Origin of the sequence: Muriicola marianensis (assembly GCF_014638095.1) — a bacterium.
In the GTDB taxonomy this organism is placed as follows: domain Bacteria; phylum Bacteroidota; class Bacteroidia; order Flavobacteriales; family Flavobacteriaceae; genus Muriicola; species Muriicola marianensis.
In genome coordinates this window covers 2065700-2085330 of the sequence record NZ_BMFH01000001.1, presented here as the reverse complement: position 1 = coordinate 2085330, position 19631 = coordinate 2065700, and the positions used below count along the sequence as shown (strand labels likewise).

20 protein-coding genes are annotated in these 19631 nt (G+C 47.7%); 7 read left to right on the top strand and 13 right to left on the bottom strand.

Annotated features, from left to right (window positions below; translation table 11 throughout):
* Positions 1 to 44: 44 nt before the first annotated feature.
* The gene (ahcY, locus tag IEV19_RS09435; protein ID WP_188370405.1) at positions 45 to 1361 is read left to right on the top strand and encodes an adenosylhomocysteinase; all 1317 of its coding nucleotides are present in this window, start codon (positions 45 to 47) and stop codon (positions 1359 to 1361) included.
* Between the two features lie 69 nt (positions 1362 to 1430).
* On the opposite strand, the gene rpmA is transcribed toward ahcY, so the two are convergent.
* The 3 genes from rpmA to IEV19_RS09420 all read right to left on the bottom strand — a co-directional run bounded on the left by rpmA (position 1431) and on the right by IEV19_RS09420 (position 2840).
* Positions 1431 to 1691 carry a 50S ribosomal protein L27 gene (rpmA, locus tag IEV19_RS09430; protein ID WP_188370404.1) on the bottom strand — a complete coding sequence of 87 codons (261 nt, stop codon included), beginning with the start codon at positions 1689 to 1691 and terminating at the stop codon, positions 1431 to 1433.
* A gap of 33 nt (positions 1692 to 1724) precedes the next feature.
* The gene (gene rplU / locus IEV19_RS09425; RefSeq protein ID WP_188370403.1) at positions 1725 to 2285 is read right to left on the bottom strand and encodes a 50S ribosomal protein L21; all 561 of its coding nucleotides are present in this window, start codon (positions 2283 to 2285) and stop codon (positions 1725 to 1727) included.
* Positions 2286 to 2399: 114 nt separating this feature from the next.
* Positions 2400 to 2840: a DUF4199 domain-containing protein gene (locus IEV19_RS09420; RefSeq protein ID WP_188370402.1), complete on the bottom strand. Its 441-nt coding sequence runs from the start codon at positions 2838 to 2840 to the stop codon at positions 2400 to 2402.
* A 177-nt stretch (positions 2841 to 3017) separates the two neighbouring features.
* On the opposite strand from IEV19_RS09420, the gene IEV19_RS09415 reads away from it, so the two are divergent.
* The gene (locus tag IEV19_RS09415) at positions 3018 to 4346 is read left to right on the top strand and encodes a M16 family metallopeptidase (RefSeq protein ID WP_188370401.1); all 1329 of its coding nucleotides are present in this window, start codon (positions 3018 to 3020) and stop codon (positions 4344 to 4346) included.
* 4 nt (positions 4347 to 4350) lie between these two features.
* A complete protein-coding gene (locus IEV19_RS09410) occupies positions 4351 to 6429 on the top strand; it encodes a M16 family metallopeptidase (RefSeq protein WP_188370400.1) in 2079 nt (692 codons plus the stop codon).
* Positions 6430 to 6459: 30 nt separating this feature from the next.
* Here the strand turns inward: IEV19_RS09410 and IEV19_RS09405 are convergent, their stop codons facing one another.
* Positions 6460 to 7341, bottom strand: a complete 882-nt coding sequence (locus IEV19_RS09405; protein ID WP_308418536.1) for a DMT family transporter — start codon at positions 7339 to 7341, stop codon at positions 6460 to 6462.
* A 101-nt stretch (positions 7342 to 7442) separates the two neighbouring features.
* Here IEV19_RS09405 and IEV19_RS09400 point away from each other — a divergent pair, with 101 nt between their 5' ends.
* Positions 7443 to 7862 carry a hypothetical protein gene (locus IEV19_RS09400; RefSeq protein ID WP_188370398.1) on the top strand — a complete coding sequence of 140 codons (420 nt, stop codon included), beginning with the start codon at positions 7443 to 7445 and terminating at the stop codon, positions 7860 to 7862.
* Here IEV19_RS09400 and IEV19_RS09395 read toward each other — a convergent pair.
* From IEV19_RS09395 to mutY, 5 genes are read right to left on the bottom strand one after another with little or no spacing between them, the layout of a single operon-like run.
* On the bottom strand, positions 7859 to 8803 hold the full coding sequence (locus tag IEV19_RS09395; protein WP_188370397.1) for a pyridoxal-phosphate dependent enzyme: 945 nt from the start codon (positions 8801 to 8803) through the stop codon (positions 7859 to 7861). The two genes, IEV19_RS09400 and IEV19_RS09395, sit on opposite strands and share 4 nt — an antisense overlap.
* 7 nt (positions 8804 to 8810) lie before the next feature.
* The gene (gene gldD / locus IEV19_RS09390; protein WP_188370396.1) at positions 8811 to 9365 is read right to left on the bottom strand and encodes a gliding motility lipoprotein GldD; all 555 of its coding nucleotides are present in this window, start codon (positions 9363 to 9365) and stop codon (positions 8811 to 8813) included.
* Positions 9355 to 10683 (bottom strand): gliding motility-associated protein GldE, encoded by a 1329-nt coding sequence (locus IEV19_RS09385; RefSeq protein WP_188370395.1) that lies wholly within the window; start codon positions 10681 to 10683, stop codon positions 9355 to 9357. Before IEV19_RS09385 ends, gldD begins: the two co-directional genes overlap by 11 nt.
* 22 nt (positions 10684 to 10705) lie before the next feature.
* Positions 10706 to 11176 (bottom strand): single-stranded DNA-binding protein, encoded by a 471-nt coding sequence (locus IEV19_RS09380; protein ID WP_188370394.1) that lies wholly within the window; start codon positions 11174 to 11176, stop codon positions 10706 to 10708.
* Between the two features lie 14 nt (positions 11177 to 11190).
* Positions 11191 to 12234 (bottom strand): A/G-specific adenine glycosylase, encoded by a 1044-nt coding sequence (mutY, locus tag IEV19_RS09375; protein WP_188370393.1) that lies wholly within the window; start codon positions 12232 to 12234, stop codon positions 11191 to 11193.
* 120 nt (positions 12235 to 12354) lie between these two features.
* Between mutY and IEV19_RS09370 the strand changes: the two genes are divergently transcribed.
* The 3 genes from IEV19_RS09370 (at position 12355) to IEV19_RS09360 (ending at position 14967) form a co-directional block, all read left to right on the top strand.
* Positions 12355 to 12645, top strand: a complete 291-nt coding sequence (locus IEV19_RS09370) for an HU family DNA-binding protein (protein ID WP_129606118.1) — start codon at positions 12355 to 12357, stop codon at positions 12643 to 12645.
* A 245-nt stretch (positions 12646 to 12890) separates the two neighbouring features.
* Entirely contained in the window at positions 12891 to 14438 is a 1548-nt protein-coding gene (locus IEV19_RS09365; protein WP_188370392.1) for an Rne/Rng family ribonuclease, read from the top strand.
* Positions 14439 to 14487: 49 nt separating this feature from the next.
* Positions 14488 to 14967, top strand: a complete 480-nt coding sequence (locus tag IEV19_RS09360; RefSeq protein WP_188370391.1) for a regulatory protein RecX — start codon at positions 14488 to 14490, stop codon at positions 14965 to 14967.
* Between the two features lie 3 nt (positions 14968 to 14970).
* Here the strand turns inward: IEV19_RS09360 and IEV19_RS09355 are convergent, their stop codons facing one another.
* The 4 genes from IEV19_RS09355 to bioA all read right to left on the bottom strand — a co-directional run bounded on the left by IEV19_RS09355 (position 14971) and on the right by bioA (position 19622).
* Positions 14971 to 15840: a cupin-like domain-containing protein gene (locus IEV19_RS09355; RefSeq protein WP_188370390.1), complete on the bottom strand. Its 870-nt coding sequence runs from the start codon at positions 15838 to 15840 to the stop codon at positions 14971 to 14973.
* Positions 15841 to 15929: 89 nt separating this feature from the next.
* Complete coding sequence (gene bioB, locus IEV19_RS09350; protein WP_188370389.1) at positions 15930 to 17018, bottom strand: biotin synthase BioB; 1089 nt, start codon at positions 17016 to 17018, stop codon at positions 15930 to 15932.
* Positions 17019 to 17102: 84 nt separating this feature from the next.
* Positions 17103 to 18266, bottom strand: a complete 1164-nt coding sequence (locus IEV19_RS09345) for a beta-ketoacyl synthase N-terminal-like domain-containing protein (RefSeq protein ID WP_188370388.1) — start codon at positions 18264 to 18266, stop codon at positions 17103 to 17105.
* Positions 18267 to 18350: 84 nt separating this feature from the next.
* Positions 18351 to 19622, bottom strand: coding sequence for an adenosylmethionine--8-amino-7-oxononanoate transaminase (gene bioA, locus IEV19_RS09340; RefSeq protein WP_229732524.1), 1272 nt, complete (start codon positions 19620 to 19622; stop codon positions 18351 to 18353).
* Positions 19623 to 19631 lie beyond the last annotated feature (9 nt).

Sequence of the window (19631 nt, the reverse complement as noted above, 5' to 3'; positions counted from 1 at the left end):
TTGCGGTTTCCCGCACGCTAACGAAAGTAAAAATAAAATAAGAGATGAGCACCAAAACCATACCCTATGTACCTTACAAAGTGAAGGATCTGTCTCTGGCAGCCTGGGGGAGAAAGGAAATTGAATTGGCGGAAGCAGAAATGCCCGGCCTGATGTCGCTGAGGGAAGAATACGGAAAAGAAAAACCGCTCAAGGGAGCGCGGATTGCAGGTTGTCTGCACATGACCATTCAAACCGCTGTCCTGATCGAGACTCTGGTTGCCCTAGGAGCAGAAGTTACCTGGAGTTCCTGTAATATCTTCTCCACCCAGGACCACGCAGCAGCAGCCATAGCAGCAGCCGGTATACCGGTGTATGCCTGGAAAGGGATGACCGAAGAGGAGTTCGACTGGTGTATAGAGCAGACCCTGTTCTTCGGGGAAGACAGAAAACCCCTGAACATGATTCTCGATGACGGAGGAGACCTCACCAACATGGTGCTGGATCGTTATCCTGAGCTCGCAACCGGCATCAAGGGATTGTCTGAAGAGACCACCACGGGAGTACACAGACTCTATGAGCGCATGAAAAAAGGAACACTTCCCATGCCGGCTATCAATGTGAACGACAGTGTGACCAAATCCAAATTCGATAACAAATACGGATGCAAGGAAAGCGCGGTAGACGCTGTCCGCAGGGCTACCGATACCATGCTGGCAGGCAAGAGGGTCGTGGTTGCCGGATATGGGGATGTAGGTAAAGGAACGGCTGCCTCCTTCAGAGGAGCCGGGTCAATTGTCACTGTTACGGAGATAGACCCTATTTGTGCCTTGCAGGCCTGTATGGACGGTTATGAAGTCAAGAAAATAGAATCTGTTATAGGAACTGCTGATATCATCATCACGGCAACCGGAAATAAGGATATCATCAAGGAAGAACACTTCAGGGCGATGAGGGATAAGGCCATCGTTTGCAACATCGGGCATTTCGACAATGAGATTGACATGGCCTGGTTAAATACAAATTACGGTAACACCCGTGATGAGATCAAGCCTCAGGTAGACAAGTATACCATTGACGGCAAGGATATCGTTGTTCTGGCTGAAGGCCGACTCGTAAACCTGGGCTGTGCGACCGGTCATCCCAGTTTTGTGATGAGCAATTCCTTCACAAACCAGACCCTGGCTCAGATCGAGCTGTGGAAACACGGGGAGAATTACGAAAACAAGGTATACATGTTGCCCAAGCACCTGGATGAGAAGGTGGCCAAGCTGCACCTCGCTCGCCTCGGCGCAGAGCTCACGGAATTAGACAAAGAACAGGCAGACTATATAGGCGTGCCACAGTACGGACCATTCAAACCGGATTATTACCGGTATTGATACCTGATTTTAACGCAAAAAAAAAGCTCTTGAGAATTCAAGAGCTTTTTTGTTTTCTTAGACCTGTTATTAAGCATCAAAAGGTTCTACAGAAACATAAGATTTGCCTCCGGCCTTTTTCTCAAACTTCACAAGTCCGTCTACTTTAGCGTGCAGTGTGTGGTCTTTACCTGCATATACATTTTCACCGGGGTTGTGCTTAGTGCCGCGCTGCCTTACGATAATATTTCCGGCAACAGCTGCCTGCCCACCGAAGATCTTTACCCCGAGTCGTTTCGATTCTGATTCCCTTCCGTTCTTGGAACTACCTACACCTTTTTTATGTGCCATAATTCTTTCTTTTTAGCGGAGTGATCTCCTTGATTATTTACTTAGCGCAGCGATGAGCTCGGCCTTCTTCATTGAGGAATACCCCTCAAGACCTTTGGCTTTTGCCATTTCCTTAAGTTCAGCAACGGTGTGCTTACTGAGGTCGGCGGAAGCCTTTGGAGACTCTTTTTTAGGAGCTGCAGCTTTCTTTTCAACTTTAGTTGCCTTGGGCGCCTCTTTCTTTGCTTTAGGAGCCTCTTTCTTAGGAGCAGTCTCTTTTTTAGCCTCAACTTTCTTTGCTCCTTTGGCAATGATACTTTCGATCTGGATCTCAGTGAGGAACTGTCGGTGACCGTTCTTTTTCTGATACCCTTTTCGTCTTTTCTTTTTAAAGACGATAACCTTGTCACCTTTCAGGTGCTTGACGATCTTCGCCTCAACGGCCGCGCCGTCTATAGCCGGGGCGCCAACAGTAACGTCTTTCCCGTCCTCAAGAAGAAGTACATTGTGGAAAGAAACCTTCTTTCCTTCTTCTTCTTTGAGCCGGTTCACGTAAACCTTCTGGTCTTTCGCAACCTTAAATTGCTGCCCTGCTATCTCTACAATTGCATACATAGCTTTGAATTATTGTTATTTACCTATGCGCTCAATGCGCGATTTAGGAGGGTGCAAATATACTGCTAAATTGATAATTAGCAAGGGCTTTACCTATAAAAAAGATACTTATCCCTAGGCGTTGTTCGTAGACTTGAACAATTGCATAAAAGCCAGGGTCAGGACCAAAGTGGTCGCAAATCCCATGATGGCCACAGTGAAAAAGACGATAGCCTCGAAACTCTCGAATCTGCTGAACCACTGTTCGGAGAGTTGAGCGAGAAATTCCGGATCTATTTCCGTAGAGTAGATCGCGAAAAAGATCGTAAAGATAAGGGTAGCCACAAATCCGGTTACGATGCCAGCCTTGAAGCCCGTGCCGTATGAAAATTTCTCCTTTTCCTGGATCTTGAAATACTTGATGGCTTCAAAAATGGCAAATCCCGTGATCACACCATTAAAAAGGCTATAAAATACATTGGTGTGGAGATCGACCAGTGAGAGGATCAAAAAATAAGCGATCAAACTTCCACTGGCGGCGATCCCAAAACGTATGGGCAAGGCAACTTTATTCATAGTTTTTTGGTTGTTGGAATGGCTTCAAAGTATGAAATTATCGTTAATTCCGCTGTTAATTCTTGTTAAAGCTAGGGGAATTTCTATATTTACTAAGCTAAAAAAACAGGGCTGAAAGCACGCTACTGTCTGCCTTCGAGTCTATTACACTTCATTTATAAATTTAATCGAAAACACATGAGAAAAAGAAATTTTCGGGCACCTTTATTGGCCCTGCTCCTCTCTTCTTTGTCTGTCGCGGCACAGGAGGTTTCCTATGAGGAGTACGACCTTGACAACGGGCTGCACGTGATCCTGCATCAGGACAATACCGCTCCGGTGGTGACTACCTCAGTCATGTACCATGTGGGTGGAAAGGACCGCACAGAGGGACGTACCGGATTTGCACATTTATTCGAGCATCTGCTCTTCGAAGGCACTGAGAACATAGAAAGGGGCAAATGGTTCGAGATCGTGTCTTCCAACGGAGGCAGGAACAACGCTAATACTTCCCAGGACAGGACCTATTACTACGAGGTATTCCCGAGCAACAATCTGGAACTGGGCCTCTGGATGGAATCTGAGCGCATGCTGCATCCCATCATCAACCAGGAAGGAATAGATACCCAGCAGGAGGTGGTCAAGGAAGAAAAGAGACTTCGCTACGACAATTCTCCTTATGGTCAGCTGCTGCCTGTCCTGGGGGAAAACCTGTTCAAGGTCCACCCGTACAAGGATCCCAACATCGGCTATATGGAGGATCTGGATGCGGCCACCTTGGAGGACGTGATCGCCTACAACAAAAAATATTACGTTCCCAACAATGCCGTACTGGTGGTTGCAGGCGATATCGATATCCCTTCGACGAAAAAAATGATCGCTGATTACTTCGGTCCCATCCCCAGGGGAGAAGACATTGTACGTAACTACCCAAAGGAGGAACCCATCACAACTGAGATCAGGACCAAGGCATACGACCCAAACATCCAGATCCCTGCGATCATGGTCGCTTACAGGACCCCCGGATTTGCAGAACGCGATGCCTATGTGCTGGATATGATCTCTACCTACCTCAGTGACGGTAAGAGCTCTAAACTGTACAAAAAGATCGTGGACGACCAGAAACAGGCCCTGCAGGTAGGAGCCTTTAATATCGGGCAGGAAGATTATGGAATGTACCTGGTATTCGCTTTGCCAGTAGGGGAGACCTCATTGGAGGTACTTGCCGCAGAGATGGAGGAAGAGGTTGCCAAGGTTAGAACCGACCTTATCTCTGAGAAAGACTATCAGAAACTTCAAAACAAGTTTGAGAACCGGTTTGTGAATTCGAATTCCAGTGTGGAAGGAATAGCCGGCACTCTTGCCACCTCGTACATGTTGTATGGTGACACTGACCTCATCAACAAAGAGATAGACATCTTCCGCTCCATCACCCGTGAGGAGATCAGGGCAGTGGCCGAAAAATATCTCAAACCCAATCAGCGTGTGGTCATCGAATACTTACCTAAAGACAAAACAGACAACTAAGAAAATGAAAAGAATATATTTTACCTTATTGGTCGCATTTCTCGCGGTATCCGTAACCGCGCAGGTAGACCGTTCTAAAATGCCGGAACCGGGTCCGGCGCCTGAGATCAACCTGGACGAACCACAGCGATTTGAGCTGAACAACGGCCTGAAAGTACTGGTGGTTGAAAATCATAAACTACCCAGAGTATCCATTCAATTAACCATTGACAACCCTCCTATCCTGGAGGGAGACAAGGCCGGCGTTTCCAGTCTTACTGGAGCACTGCTGGGCAATGGATCCACCTCCATCCCCAAGGATGAATTCAATGAGGAGGTCGACTTCCTGGGAGCGAACATCAGCTTTGGCTCCCAGAGCGCTTTTGCGAGTTCACTGTCGAAGTATTTCCCCAGGATCCTGGAACTGATGGCGGATGCCGCTATCAACCCGAATTTTACACAAGAAGAATTCGACAAGGAAAAGGACAAACTCATCACAGGGCTCAAGACCCAGGAAAAAGACGTTTCTGCCATAGCAGGCAGGGTGCAGACCGCATTGGCATACGGCAAGGGACATCCCTACGGAGAATTCACCACCGAAGAAACCGTGAACAATGTGAGTTTGTTGGATGTGAAACAATTCTATCAGAATTATTTCGTGCCTGCCAATGCCTATCTCGTGGTCATAGGGGATGTGGAATTTGAGCAGGTCCAGGAGCTGGTCACTGAGGCCTTTACTCCCTGGACCAAGGCGGCACCACCCTCTTTTTCATATTCCAATCCTTCGGATGCCCAGTATACACAGATCAATTTTGTAGACGTGCCCAATGCCGTGCAGTCTGAGATCACGGTACAAAATCTCGTAGATCTTAAGATGAAAGATCCCGACTACCTTCCGGCCATTGTTGCCAACCAGATCCTCGGAGGAGGTGGAGAGGCACGCTTGTTCTTGAACCTTAGGGAAGACAAGGGTTATACCTATGGTTCCTACTCCCGAATCGGGGATAGTAAATACGCCCCTTCAAGATTCAGGGCTTCGGCCAGCGTGCGAAATATGGTCACGGACAGTTCCGTTGTCGAACTTTTAAAAGAAATCGACCGCATCGCGAAGGAGCCCGTTTCCGAAAAAGAATTGAAAAATACCAAGGCTAAATATGTAGGTAACTTTGTGATGGCCCTGGAAAGGCCCTCTACCATAGCCAGGTATGCCCTGAATATCGAAACCGAAGACCTGCCCAAGGATTTCTACAAGACCTACCTGGAAAAGATCAATGCTATTACCATCGAAGATGTACAGGCGGCTGCCAGGAAGTATTTTTCAACCGACAATGCCAGGATAGTGGTAGCCGGTAAGGGAAGTGAGGTCCTGGAAAACCTCGAGAAGGTAACCTTTAATGGCAAGTCTGTCCCGATAAAGTACTACGACAAATACGCCAACGAAGCTGAAAAGCCAAACTACGAGGCGAGTATCCCTGAAGGAACCACGGTTCAGTCGGTGATCGACAAGTATTTTGAGGCGATTGGCGGCAAGGACAAAGTAGCAGAGATCCAGTCCCTGAAGCTCGTTTACGAGGGCAGTGCGATGGGAGCTACTATCAAGATCGAGGAGAAAAGGACTGCTGATAAATACGCACAGACCACCTTTATGAACAATACCCCCATGATGGGCGTCATTGCCAAGGGAGATGAGCTTTATATGAAGCAGGGTGCCAATAAAATGGCCTTACCCCCAGACCTGCAACAGGATATGCAGAATACCATGGGAATCTTCCCGGAACAAAAAATTGCAGCTAACCCGGATGCCAGGATCGGGGGAACCGAAATGCTCGACGGCAGGGAAGTGATCAAGATCGAAGTACCCGGAAAGGTCATACAGGCCACGTACTATTACGATATGGAATCCGGGCTGAAGGTTAAGGAGGCCTCTGTGACCTCAATGAACGGTCAGACCCAGAACCAGGAAAGCACCCTGATGGATTACCAGGAATTTGACGGGATCAAATTCCCAACCATGAGGACCAGCAACCTCGGACCTCAAACGATCGAAGCAAAACTGCTGGAGGCCGTGATCAATTTCGGCCCTACGGATGCCGATTTCGACTAGTCCTTTAAGACAATAATCAGAGAGCACATTTCACTTTCGGGATGTGCTCTTTTTTTTGTTTACCAGATATACCCCTATAAGGATGATCCCTGCAGCAAAGACCTGCCATAGGCTGAAACGTTCCCCGTCCATCAATCCCCAGAAGATCCCTACCACAGGGATCAGGTAGGTCACCGAGACCGAAAAAACGGGTGAGGAGATCTGTATCAGCCTGTTGAACATCACCTTGGCTACACAGGTGCCGATGATACTTAGAATGGCCACATAGCCGAGGGAACTCATGAAATATTCTCCCTGGCGGACGGAGCTGCTCAGTGCCCCTGAGTAGAACAGAAGGAAAAGGGCAGGTACAATCATAAAAGCAAAATTCCCCACGGCGATGCCCATGGCAGATACCTCCTGCAGTTTACTTTTAATGATGTTAGCATTACAGGCGTAGAAGATCGTAGCCAGAACAACCAGTCCGGCATACCAGTAATTCTGACCTGGATTGATCTCGGAACCAAGGGCGATGAGCAGTACAGCTCCGAGCAGCCCCACGAGAACCCCGCCCAACTGCCTTTTCGAAAAGGTGATGCCAAAGGCCGCAAAACCGATCAGAATGGTGAACAGGGGTACGAGTGAATTCAGGATAGCGGCAATGCTGCTGTCTATTTCTGTTTCTGCAAAAGCGAAGAGGAAAACAGGCAGAAAACTACCGAGGAGTCCTGACAGACCCACCCAGAACCATTCCTTCCCGGAAATAGATCTTAGGGATCTGAACCCAAGGGAAAGCAGGACAACTGAAGTGATCACAATGCGGACAGCTCCCAGCTGAACAGGAGTAAATCCTTCCAACCCCTTTTTGATTAGGATATAGGATGTACCCCAAATAATGGAAAGTATGACCAGGTACACCCATTTTCTGTTCACATCGCTCAAAGCTGGCAATTTTGGCGCAAAAATGCGGGTTTTTAATGGGATTCCGGGAATTGGGTTTCGTAAATTTGTCCTAATTCTTAAGCCCTTATCCCATGAAACGGACAATTCTCATTCTCTCTTTCCTCCTTCTGATGTTCTCCTGCAAGACTGAGAATAAAAAACCAGATCAACCTACCAAAATGCAGGAGGTAATCGCCATACATGACGAGGTCATGCCCAAAATGACCGACATCAGTAAACTGGTCGCCCAACTGAAACCGATGGCCGATTCTACAGAAGCCGGCCTGAAATATATGAGGGCGATGAAAGACCTGCAGGCAGCGCACCGGTCCATGATGGACTGGATGCAGGGGTTTGGGTCCCGATTTGATTCGGATGAGATCCTTAACGGCAAGGAATTGTCTGAAGAAAAAAGGGCCTGGCTACTGGAAGAAGAACAGAAAGTGATCCAACTCAGAGAAGATATCAATGGCAGTATTGAGCGGGCTGAAGCCCTGCTTAAGCAGGACTAAAAAGGTAAATGTCCCAGATCTACATTTCCCCCTGAAATGATGATCCCCACTTTTTTCCCTTTGAAATCAGCCCTGTCCCGGTACAGACCGGCAAGGGCCACAGCACTGGAGGGTTCTACGATGATCTTCATCCGTTCCCATATGAGTCGCATCGCCTCCACTATCTCCTCTTCCTCTACCCTGATGATTTTCTTCACGTATTTCCGGATCACAGGGAAAGTATTGCTCCCCAGCTGGGTCTTGAGTCCGTCTGCGATCGTATCTGTCGTTTCATTGCCTTCTATCCTTCCGCTTATCAGGGAGCGATAGGCGTCATCCACCGCAAAGGGTTCCGTGCCTAACACCTCTACAGAGGGATTCATAAAGTCAGCGGCCAAAGCCGTTCCGGCGATGAGTCCGCCTCCCCCAACAGGGGTCAGGATACAATCGAGATCAGGTTGATCCTGTAATAGTTCATAGGCCGCCGTACCCTGCCCGAGAATTACATCAGGATCATTCGAAGGGTGTAAGAACGCAGCTCCTGTCCTGCTTTGTATTTCTTCGGCCTTAGCATTCCTGGCATACAGGGTAGGTTCACATTCGTAAATGATCCCACCGTATTCCACAACCCCTTTTTTCTTAACCTCAGGTGCTGTCGTAGGCATTACAATATGGGCCTTCACCCCAAGGCTCTTTGCAGCAAGGGCTAGGGCCTGGGCAAAATTCCCTGATGAATGGGTCACCACCCCTCTACTGCGTTCCTGCTCACTCAGGCATAACAGGGCATGGGTCGCTCCCCTCATTTTATAGGCTCCCATCCGCTGGAAATTCTCGCATTTGAAGTAGACCTCAGCCCCTGTAATCTCATTGATCAGCCTGGAGGTCAGGACGGGAGTACGATGGATATAGGGTGCGATCTTTTCGTAACAGAGAGGGATTTGATCACCATTTAATTCAGCCATAACCTGCTTATTTCCATTTCAGGGTTTCGAGGATCCTGCGAACATCTTTCTGCAGGTAAACCGCCGCTGGGTACACAGAATCGTAATTCGGTTTGGCGTAAAAATAAAGTGATCCCGTCAGGAAATGTTCTGTGCTGTCTGTGGCGTAAAACTGCGCCTGGGAGGCCGCATCCCCTTTCACTTCGTAAAACATGCCAAAGACCCTGCCCTCCTCGTCTATGTATTTTTGCTCCATGATGTTATCTGCCTTGATGACGTGTTCATAGGACAATTTCTGTGCATCGGAGAGCAGTTGAACCAGGTTGCCCTCTACCGGTTTATAAGTAAGGTAGATGGCCCCCTTCAAGGCCGGGTAATCCAGGGTCAGGGAACTGGCCTTCATATCCCGTATCTGAGCCAGGTTGTTTGATTCAAAGGAATAAGCAGGGGTATTCACCACATCAGCCGTGCCCTCGGGATATTCGAGCCTGAGCTGGGCTTTGGGTTTGGGCAGAACCTCCTCCCCACAAGAGCTGAGCACAAGCAGGCAAACAACTAGAAACGGTACGAAATTAAGCCTCATTCGGTAAGGTGATTTTTATTTGTTTGAGCCTTTTCCTATCCAGGCTTTCTACCACAAATTCGTAATTCAGGAAGGTGATCTTCTCTCCCTTTTTTGGGAAACTCCCTGCGATCTCCAGAACAAATCCTGCGATGGTCTCGGATTCTCCTTTTTGTTCTTCAAATGCCGCTTCGTTCTCAATTTTTGCCACCCTGTAAAAATCTTTGAGAGCGGTCTTTCCGTCAAAAACAAAGTTATGGTCGTCAAGTTTGGAAAAGACCAGGTCCTCATCATCGAACTCATCACTGATATCGCCCACGATCTCTTCTATGATATCCTCCAGGGTAACCACCCCTGAAGTGCCCCCGTATTCATCCACCACCACGGCCAGGTGTATCTTCTTTTCCTGGAATTCCAGCAAGAGGTCGTCCAGTTTCTTGTTCTCAGGAACAAAATACGGTTCCCTGATCAGGGAGATCCATGCGAATTGTTTCCGGTCTATGTAAGGAAGGAGGTCTTTGACGTAGAGAACGCCGATCACCTTGTCTATATGATCCGAAAATACCGGGATGCGGGAATATCCGTGCTTTTTGATCTCCTCCAGTACTTCCGGAAATTTCATATCCTCTCTGAGTGCGAAAATATCGATACGGGGCCTCATCACTTGTTTGGTGTCTGTGTTCCCAAAGGATACGATGCCTTCGAGGATCTTCTGCTCTTCCTTGGTGGTATCTCCTTCCGAAGTGAGTTCCAGGGCTTGTGACAAATGGTCAACACTCAGGTTAGACCTCTGCCTGCCAAATTTGTTGAATAGGAAGATCGTTAGCGACCGCATCGGACTGCTCAGCGGGGTGAGGAGGATATCAAGACCTTTCAGGGGAAAGGCCATAAAATGAGAGAATTGGTGTTTATTCCGGTTGGCATAGATCTTAGGAAGGATCTCCCCGAACATAAGGATCAAAAAAGTCGCTACCACAACCTCCAGGAGGAAACGTACAGAGACCACACCCATGATCTGATAGGTAATGGAAGAGAACAGGGTGTTCCCAAGATCGCTGAAGAGGAGTACAATCCCAATGTTAATGGCATTGTTAGAGATCAGGATGGTAGCCAGCAACTTTTTGGGTCTTTCCAGTAATTTTACAACGATGCTTCCCGCAGGGGTATTCTTTTCCTGCAGTTGCTTAAGCTCGGTTACCGACAGGCTGAAAAACGCGACTTCCGCCCCTGAGATCATGGCAGAACAGCCGAGAAGAATGATCAAGACAATGACCTTAACTACAAAAAGGTTCTCAATTTCAGCAAAACCAAAAAGTAACTGTAAGGGTTCCGGGTCCACACGCAGGTCAGTTGGTTATAAATCAAAAAGGCAGGTCGTCATCCTCTTCCGGGGCGGCGAGGGATCCGGTAGGCTCTGCTTTCTGGGGTTGGGATGCTTTACTGGGTTCAGGATTCCTTTTTTGGGATCTGGGAGCTTCCTCCTGAGCAGAGTCCTGCTTACCCGTCAGGAAAGTAAAATCCTGAACATGGATCTCTGTGGTGTATTTCGTCTGGCCGTCTTCCCCCTGCCATTGCCTGGTTTTCAACCGGCCTTCCACATAGATCTTATCTCCTTTACTAAGGTATTTCTCGCAGATCTCAGCAGCTTTGTTTCTCACTACGATGTTATGCCATTCAGTGGTGGTCACCTTCTCACCGGTCTGCTTGTTGGTATAGGTCTCATTGGTGGCAATGGGAAAACGTCCTATGCAATTGCCTCCTTCAAAATAGTGTAATTTCACCTCGTCTCCCAGATGCCCGATCAGCATCACCTTATTCAATGTTCCGCTCATGATTCTAATTTAATTCAAAAGTACGAATTTTTATATGTTCGGAGGAATTCGGAGACCAATACAGGAACCGGATATTCATCCAGTTTCTCCGGGGATATACCTTGGGATATTTCCTTTTTCAGTTCAACGATCCAAAACCTGGTGATCAGGTGTTGATGGGATAGTTTATGTACGACGGGGTTTTCCTTCCAGAGAGAGATCGCGCCCTGGGGATGGTCATCCTTTTCCAATATTTCGTAGACCTCTTCAGGCTCCAGCAACCGATCCGATTCAATCAATGGAAACTCGTACAAATGCTGCCATATGCCTTTTTCAGTTCTTTTATGAAGCAGGGTCCTGTTTTTTGGATCCCTGTAGACCATATAATTGAAATATCGGGTCTTCACTTTTTGTTTTCTGAGTTTGACCGGCAGTTCGGATACTCTCCTCTGTTTCAGGGCCAGACAACCTGAGTTGAGCGGACATGCTTCACAGGCTGGACTTTGAGGTTTGCACTGAATGGCTCCAAATTCCATAATGGCCTGGTTGTATTCTCCAATATCCAAGGGTTCCATCACCTCTGTGGCGAGTTTTTTAAAATATTTCGCCCCCCGGGAAGAATTGATGGGAGTATCCACCCCGAAATAACGCGACAGGACTCTGTAGACATTCCCATCGACTACCGGGGTCGGTTCCCCTGAACAAATGGATGCTATGGCACTTGCCGTATAGTCCCCTACTCCTTTGAGTTGGATGAGTTCTTTATAGGTTGAAGGAAAGATTCCGTTGAATTCATTCTCGACCGTCCTGGCTGCAGCGTGCATATTACGGGCCCTGGAATAATATCCCAGGCCCTGCCAGAGTTTCAGGACCTCTGTTTCGGAAGCGGAGGCGAGATCCGATACCGTGGGGTACGCCTCGACAAATTTCAGATAATAAGGCAGACCCTGGTTTATACGGGTCTGTTGCAGGATGATCTCCGACAGCCATATTTTATATGGATCCGAAGAGCCTCGCCATGGAAGGTCCCTCTTATTTTGGGAATACCAATGCAGTACGGTTTTGGAAAAATGGGTCATGCCTCAAAAGAGCCCAAAAGTAAGTTTTTAAAGACTTAAAATTAGTTCATTAGGACAAAAGAATGAATAATATTTATATATTTGCAAGCCTGAAAAATAACAGTTTAAGTAAACATAAACATGACGAAAGCAGATATCGTATCGAAGATCTCAGAAAAATTGGGAATTGAAAAAGGTGATGTTCAAGCAACAGTTGAAACCTTTATGGAAGAGGTCAAATCATCACTCGAGAACGGAGACAATGTGTACCTGAGAGGTTTTGGTAGCTTTATTATCAAGACGCGTGCGGAGAAGACGGGTAGGAATATCTCAAAGAATACTACCATTAAAATACCTGCTCACAACATTCCGGCATTTAAGCCAGCTAAGGTTTTTGTTGAGGGAGTAAAAAGCAACGTAGAAGTAAAGTAATAACCGAAATAAAAGCAGAGTTTTATGCCGAGTGGTAAAAAAAGAAAAAGACACAAGGTGGCCACACACAAGCGTAAGAAACGCAGAAGAGCCAACCGCCACAAGAAGAAGTAGTTGCTGAAACTACTTTTTCATTTTAATACGTTCATTGACATAGAAATTCTAAAAGGATTTCGACGGGTTACAAAACCTGTAACAACTAATGTTTAATCCATCCTGCATTAGCGGGATATAAATTGATTCAGGTGAATAGAGAATTAATCGTAAGATCCAATTCCGTCGCCGTCGATTTTGCCTTACTGAAAGATGGAAAACTCATTGAACTTCACAAAGACGAAAACGATCATAATTTCAATGTGGGAGACATTCTCCTCGCGAAGATCAGGAAGCCTGTAACGGGCCTTAATGCTGCCTTTGTCAACGTCGGTTATGAAAAAGATGCCTTTTTGCACTACCATGACCTGGGACCGCAGCTGTCCAGTATGTTGAAGTTCATCAAGAAAGTGAGTACGGGAAAACTCAAGGATTATTCCCTTAAAAATTTTCCATTCGAAAAAGATATTGATAAGCACGGATCCATCAACCAGGTGGTGAAAGCGAATCAGTCCCTGCTGGTTCAGATCGTAAAAGAACCCATATCGACCAAAGGACCGCGAATTAGCTCCGAACTTTCTATAGCCGGACGCTATTTGGTGATGGTCCCTTTCTCTGACCGCGTTTCGGTTTCACAAAAAATTGAAAGCAACAAGGAGAAAGACCGGCTTAAGAGGCTCGTGAAGAGCATCAAGCCAAAAGGGTTTGGAGTGATCATAAGGACCGTGGCAGAAGGCAAAAAAGTCGCAGAACTGGATAAGGATCTACAGAACTTGCTGAACAAATGGACAGCAATGTGTAAGAAATTGTACAAAGCGCCAACCCCATCCAAAGTCCTCGTGGAAGTCAACAGAGCTTCCTCTATCTTAAGGGATGTCTTTAATGACACTTTCACGGGCATACACGTAGATGACGAAACGCTTTATACCCAACTGAAGGATTATGTGCATGAAATTGCACCTGATAAAGAATCCATTGTAAAGTTGTACAGTTCTTCGGTTCCGATCTTTGAAAAATTCGGGATCGAAAGACAGATCAAAACCTCTTTCGGACGTACCGCGTCCATGAGCAAAGGTGCCTATCTGGTCATTGAGCATACCGAGGCCCTTCACGTCATAGACGTGAATAGCGGGAACCGGTCTAACAAGGCCAACAACCAGGAAGACACCGCTTTAGAGGTAAATATGCTCGCCGCCTCCGAGATCGCCAGACAATTGCGTCTGAGGGATATGGGGGGCATCATCGTGGTCGATTTTATCGATATGGTAAAATCCGATCACCGAAGGAAACTCTTCGATCATCTCAGGAAAGAGATGAAGGACGATAGGGCGAAGCATAAAATCCTTCCCCCGAGTAAATTCGGACTGGTGCAGATCACGCGCCAAAGGGTAAGGCCGGAAATAAACATCAAGACCACTGAGGAGAACCCCAGTGGCAGTAATCAGGAGGTGGAAGCTCCCATAGTGCTGATCGAAAAGATCAATGTAGATCTTGAACATCTTTTAAAGAACTCCAAGAATGAAAAAGGTATCGTGCTCAATACGCACCCTTTTATCGCGGCGTATCTGACCAAAGGTTTTCCATCGATCAGGTCCAAATGGTTCCTGGAACACAAAAAATGGATCAAGATCCAACCCAGGGATGCCTATACCTACCTCGAGTACCATTTTAAAGACAAGAATGGGAAAGATCTCATATAAAAAGCGGCTTCAGCAGAAGCCGCTTTTTTTGTTTTATTAATTTTACGCCATGCAGAAAAGACCTTCATTTACGGTCTCTGAGGCCACCAAAAAAATGGAAAGGTATTGTGCCTACCAGGACCGTTGCCATCAGGAAGTACTGGGCAAATTGAGGGAAATGCGCATGATCCCGGAAGCCATGGATAAGATCATGGCGCATTTAATCAACCATGGATTTCTCAATGAGGAGCGTTTTGCCAGGAGTTTTGCCAGGGGTAAATTCCGGATTAAAAAATGGGGCCGTGTAAGGATCACAAGAGAATTAAAGAAAAGGGATATTTCTCCTTTTATCATCAGGCTGGCCCTGGAGGAATTGGATAACAGTGAATATTCCGATACGCTCCGTGACCTCGCCAGAAAGCGTCTTACACAGTTGAAGGGCCTTGACCCCCGCTTGCAGAAAAAAAAGCTTTACGATTACCTGCTTTACCGGGGATGGGAAAGCTCCAGGATCTATGACCAGCTGGAAGACCTTTTTCCTCCGGGTTGAGTCTTAGGAAGGCATGGTTTTGAGCACCTTTTCTGTGCGTTCAATGGCCTTTCGATTCTTCCAGTCTATCCACTTCTTGCCCCGTATACGCCTCATCCCGTTGTCGAAATGCCGCATAAATACCACGTTGTAGACCGCCTTACTGAGATTTAACGGATTTCTGGCTACCGATCTCAGGCTCATGGAGAATCCTGGGGTCACGTACTTCATATAATGCCAGTAGCCCTCGGGCATATAGAGTACTTCCCCGTGCTCCAGATACGTCCGGTAACCGGTGGCGTGCCGGAGACCAGGCCATTGATTGTAATCTGGGTCTGAGAAGTCTATAGACTCGTGTGTGATTAGGGAGTGTGGTATTTTATACAGGTATTTATTTTCACTTTGAGGAAACAGGATACATTCCTTTCTGCCCGCAAAATGAAAATGAAAGATGTTTGCCAGATCGATATCATAATGCATGAAGGTATAGGAATCCCTTCCCCCGAAGAACAACATGGGTAATCCCTTCATCAGGGGTATGCCAAAGTCGGGGAATGAAAAATCCTTTTGCAGTTCAGGCACCTCCTTCATCACGTTCCAAAGAAAAATCCTGTATTTGGTGGGTTCTTTCTGAAGAAGGTCGAGATACTCCTTCATCTTCATGGTGGCGTGAGGCTGATTAAACCCTTCCTTATGATCTACCGGCCTGTTGTCGTATAAGGGCACAGTCTTTTCGCCGGCCACCTTACGGATATAATCGAAGTCCCACTTTGAATAGGCGGGCCAGTCCCGGATACTATCTGTCAGTACCACAGGTTTCTGGGGTCCCAGAAAGTCCCTGAGGAATTGTTCTTTGGTCAGTGATCCAACCCGGGGTATCTCTTTCAGTTTCAACTCAATACCTGATTAATCAATTCATCAAAGGTAAAAAATCAGATCAAACCGTTGATTGATACTATTCAAGGCTGGTTAAACAGCTCGTATCAGGACTTTGCCTGTTGCCTGGCTATCTCATTTCTTTCGATCTGATGTCCGGGCCGGGTCCATTTAGGCTTCTCTCCTTTCGACTCGAATTTTGAGTCTGCCTGTTCCACGGTTTTGGGCTGAGGCATCTTTTCGAATGCTGCCTGAGGTTCCAGTCCCAGAAGTCGGAACATCTCCATATCCTCATTCACATCCGGATTGGGGGTAGTGAGCAATTTATCACCGGCAAAGATAGAGTTGGCTCCTGCAAAGAAACACATGGCCTGCCCTTCCCTGCTCATTCCGGTACGGCCAGCTGAAAGTCTTACCTGTGTCCGGGGCATAACGATTCGCGTGGTAGCCACCATGCGTATCATATCCCAGATAGGAACAGGCTCCATATCTTCCATGGGTGTACCTTCTACCGCCACCAGGGCATTGATCGGCACAGATTCAGGCTGGGGATCCAGGGTCGACAGGGCAACCAGCATTCCCGCCCTGTCTTCCAGTTTTTCTCCCATCCCTATGATTCCCCCGCTGCAAACCGTTACATTGCTTTTCCTGACATTGTCTATGGTATCCAGCCTGTCTTTATAGGCCCTTGTTGAGATCACATCCTTATAATAGTCCTCAGAGGTATCCAGGTTGTGATTGTATGCGTACAGTCCGGCTTCTGCCAGGCGTTTGGCCTGGTTTTCGGTGAGCATCCCAAGAGTACAGCAGACCTCCATGTCGAGCTTGTTGATGGTGCGTACCATCTCCAGTACCTGGTCAAATTCAGGTCCGTCCTTCACATTCCTCCAGGCGGCGCCCATACAGACCCTTGAACTACCGGAAGCCTTGGCGCGAAGGGCCTGGGCTTTTACCTGCGATACACTCATCAGATCGTTTCCTTCAATATCCGTATGATAACGGGCTGCCTGTGGGCAATACCCGCAGTCCTCGGGACAGCCCCCGGTTTTTATGGAGAGCAAGGTGGAAACCTGAACTTTGTTGGGATCGTGATATTCACGATGTACAGTGGCTGCTCTGTAGAGCAGTTCCATCAGTGGCATCCGGTAGATATCCACGATCTCTTCTTTTGTCCAATTATGTCGTATTTCTTTCATCTATTTGATTTAAAGCCCCCTCAAAAATAGAGAATCCTGTCAAATACATATCATATTCTCCCGGATATCCCTCTTCTTAATTCACTACGGCCTTTTTAACAGGATGCTCACTGCATTCCCCCCGAAGCCCACGGCGTTGACCAAGATCCTGTTCAGACTTTTTGACATGGGCTTGTCCCCGCTATAAGGCAACGGAATGAAGACCTGATGCTGCAGCATCAGAACAGCCAGTTCCAAACTCAGCATACCTGACGCCCCCAGGGTATGCCCTATCATCCATTTGTTAGAAGTGAGCAATGGGGTGTCCTGACCGAATACCTTCTCAACAGCCCGAAATTCAGACTCATCCCCTTTGATCGTCCCTGGGGCATGCATGACCACAGCATCAACTTCCGAAGCATGCAAGTCGCCCAAGGCCATCTGCATCGACCTCTGAAAACAATCGGCCTCTGTACTGATAGAAACCGAAGATTCAAGGATCTCAGTGGAGTAGCCGACTCCATCGATCAGTGCCAGACTTTCTGCGGAATTCCCGGCTTCCAGACAGGCCATCACTGCGCCTTCCCCAAGAACCATGGTGTTCTCATCCTTATTGAGGTCCAGGGCCCGGCATGGGAATGGTCCCCCTGATTTGGCATAGATCTTTAATGCCTTCATCTGAGCCACGGTAAAGGGCGTAAGGGGGGCTTCACTACCGCCGACAAGGAATCGGTCTGCCATCCCGCCCTGTATCCAGGCCACCCCGTTAAGCAGTGCATGCAAGGCAGTAGAGCAGGTTATAGAATGTGATATTTCTGGACCCGTGGTCTGCAAATCATGGGCGACCCAAGAAGAAATGTTCCCCAAGGTGGTCACAGGGGAGGTCCAGGGAGAAGTGGTCCCTTCCTGGAGGAATTGCCCGTGGTGGGATTCAAAGATCCCGGTAGCCCCTCTCGAAGAGCCGATATTGATCCCAAAATTATCATTTTTATCCCATCGGGCTGAGCGCACCACCTTTCTGGAAACAGTCAGGGCGAAAATGACGGTCTCATCCAGCTTCCTGTAATGCGATTGGGATCTCCTTACCTCTTCCAGGGAATCACTGTATTCCGGCGAGATCGGCGCTACCCATGCCTTTTCTCCCGGAAAAGATCTTTCCTCTATCCCGTGCTTGTGGGACAAATAGGCCGACCAGACCTTCTCCCTTCCCATTCCCAGGGCCGAAAGGGATTCTATTGCAACAATGGATACCGGTGTTTTTAATGCCATCTTCAAAGGGTCAAAAATAAGGCTTATCTCTTTTTATTCTCCCCTCCCGGGAGCTCAATGTTTCAGGAAATTAAAATGTATGTGCTATAAGTCGAGCTCAAGGCATCCTTCGATGGCTCGGTAGACTCTGTCGAGCTCAGTATCACTTATCACATAAGGGGGCAGGAGATATATGGTGTTACCCAGCGGCCGTAAAAAGATGCCCTGGTCCATGAAATACGAATACAGCCTGTCTCTCAGGGATCCGTAGCGATCCGTGTTGAGTGTGAGATCGATGGCATAGATTACCCCGGTCTGGCGGGTAGAAGCTACTCTGGGGTGGTCCTTGATCCTGCAGTCGAATTCCTTATGTCTTCGTATAATCCTCTTGATATTCCCCTGCATCTCATCGGATCGAAACAACTCAAGGGCAGCCAGGGCAGCGGTACAGGCCAGGGGGTTGGCGGTATAGGTATGACCGTGAAAAAAGCCTTTGTGTACGGCATCATCGTAAAAAGCGTCATAAACTTTTTTCGAACAGCTGGTAATCGCCATAGGGAGGAGCCCCGCCGTAAGCGCCTTGGAAAGGCAGATGATCTCCGGCTTGACAGTTACCTGTTCAGAGGCAAAACACGTTCCCGTCTTTCCAAAACCGGTCATCACCTCATCGGCAATAGTGATCACCCCCTCCAGTTTCATCAGGCGTAAAATGCGGCAAAGGTGCTCAGGTCTGTGCATTTTCATGGCCGCAGCACCCTGAACAAGGGGTTCGTAAATAAATCCTGCTATGTCTTTTTTCTTCAGCCTTTTCTCCACTGATTCCAGAACTTCCTCCACGTTGTCGTCATTGGGAACCGGGATGCGTTCTACCCGAATAAAATGCTCCTCGAAGGGCCCGTTATAGGCCGAAAGACCCGATACTGACATGGCCCCGAAAGTGTCGCCATGGAATCCCTCCTCAAAGGCGAGCATCACATTCCTTTTTTCGCCCAGGTTGTGAAAATACTGAAGGGCCATCTTGATACCGATCTCGGTAGCAGTAGAACCGTTATCCGAAAAGAACAGCTTTTGCTGATTGTAAGGCAACACAGACATCAGCGATTCCGATAGTTCAATAGCGGGTTGATGGGTAAAACCGCTGAATACCACCTGGTCCAGTTTTTTCATCTGTTCCGAAACAGCCTTAGTGATCACGGGATGACAATGGCCGTACATAGCCGTGTACCAGGAAGCGATCGCATCTATATATTCCTTTCCTTCCTCATCGGTGAGTACAGCACCCTTTGCTTTGACGATCCCCAACATGTCCCCTTGGGTCTTGTGCTGGGTAAGGGGGTGCCACAGGTATTTTCTATCTCTGACTGAAAGTTTCTCCAAGCCTGTTAT